We start from the raw sequence: 1599 nt of genomic DNA on the forward strand, positions 1-1599 counted from the left end.
CACGTCGGAGCGTTTTTCCGAACTATTTCTTCTCCTGGAATCGGCACGTCGGAATGTTTTTCCGAACATTTTTACACGTGAGACCAAATAAAAAAGCAAGCCACTTAGTGACCTGCTTCTAAGTTAAAATGAAATTGGCTAGATTCTAAATCTCACCGATAATATCATAAACTTTATCAAAATTATCACGTTTGACAGGATAAAACTCGCCTTCAACACCCTTAATGAGAATTTCAGTAGGGTAAAGGGCTTCGATACCCTCAAGCGTATCAACAGGAACACAACCTTTAAGTTGGCAATCTTCAATAATTTCATCCATGTGTAAAATATTTAAAACATCTCCATTCGTTCGATACCCAAGAAACTCTAAAACTGGTCGGACATCTTTAGCGTCTAAGGACTTCAATTCAATACATTCAACTTCGTAAACCTTTTTCCTAAAAGAATGTATAGCACCTTCAACACGTTCGTAAGTCTTTTGAAAGATTTTAGGGTCTATTGACCAAAAACGCTTATCAGTATTAACTTCACTAATTACCCAATTACCTTTAGGCAAGGCAATCTCACCACGTTCTTTTTGAATGTAAATTGTACCATCTGTTTCATCATAACGCACAGGTTCTTCTTCATTTGAACGTAAGAATTTTAAAAACTCATCGAGTATGACACTATGGTCATATCTAGTAGCCCAGACCGCAATCGGTCTTTTACGTGCAATCATTGTCATTCTCTAATCCCCTCTTTTCTTTCTAAAACTGTTCCTGTATACTATAATTTTTATCAGCCGTTGACTTACCAACACAACCAACTGTTAAGATAATTCTAGTTTTCAATATTGATACCCAACCGTTGAAAACGTGTTTCCTTTCTATTCCAAACTTGAGGTACCAGTAAGGTTTGACAATCTAATTCGTTAGCCCATTCTAGGCGTGTCGGATTATCATCTACACAAACTACTTGATACCCAGACAAGCGTAAGCGTTGAAGTAAGTTTTTGTACGAATGTTCTTCGTAGCTTTCATCTGCAAAAGTAAGTAAGTCTGTGGGAACATAGTCCTCTGTATAGCTGTTGAACCTCTTACGATAAAGGTTAACAATATCTGATTTTAAGAATGTACCTTGACGTGTAAAAGATGACGATACAAAGACAACTAAATTATTTTCAAGTAGATTGAAAACCTCTTTGTTGAAATATAGTGGCATACGATAATTTCTAAACTCATAGAAAGTGTACGATTGTATCGCTTTAATAATATCGAGGTAAACACTATCAACCCCATTCCAAGCATTTAAAATCTTCTGATAGTCTATACCGTTGACCTGCATTATTGGAGAGATAAACCTATCAGACGATACCCCTACTTTAAATGACATTAACGAAATCAAGTTCAATAAAGTGTGGTCTATATCTACTACAAATACTCTTTTTTCATTATTTTCTTTTTTCATCAAAAATCTCCTTTCTATCATTTTCGAACAAATTCTTCTCCAGGAAAAGGCACATAGGAATGTTTTTCCGAACTATTTTTCATCTGGAGTTTCAAAATACTTGATGATTTTCCGAACTTTTTTGCACGTTAGCTATAATAAAAAAAACAA

2 protein-coding genes are annotated in these 1599 nt (G+C 35.0%); both read right to left on the bottom strand.

From position 1 onward, the window contains the following. Positions 1-145: 145 nt before the first annotated feature. Positions 146-727, bottom strand: coding sequence for a hypothetical protein (locus tag K5Q34_RS11650; protein ID WP_253214130.1), 582 nt, complete (start codon positions 725-727; stop codon positions 146-148). Positions 728-822: 95 nt separating this feature from the next. After that, positions 823-1374, bottom strand: coding sequence for a hypothetical protein (locus tag K5Q34_RS11655; RefSeq protein WP_221865059.1), 552 nt, complete (start codon positions 1372-1374; stop codon positions 823-825). Between the last annotated feature and the right edge of the window lie 225 nt (positions 1375-1599).

This window comes from Streptococcus sp. 2018110, from assembly GCF_019754115.1.
GTDB lineage: Bacteria > Bacillota > Bacilli > Lactobacillales > Streptococcaceae > Streptococcus > Streptococcus hashimotonensis.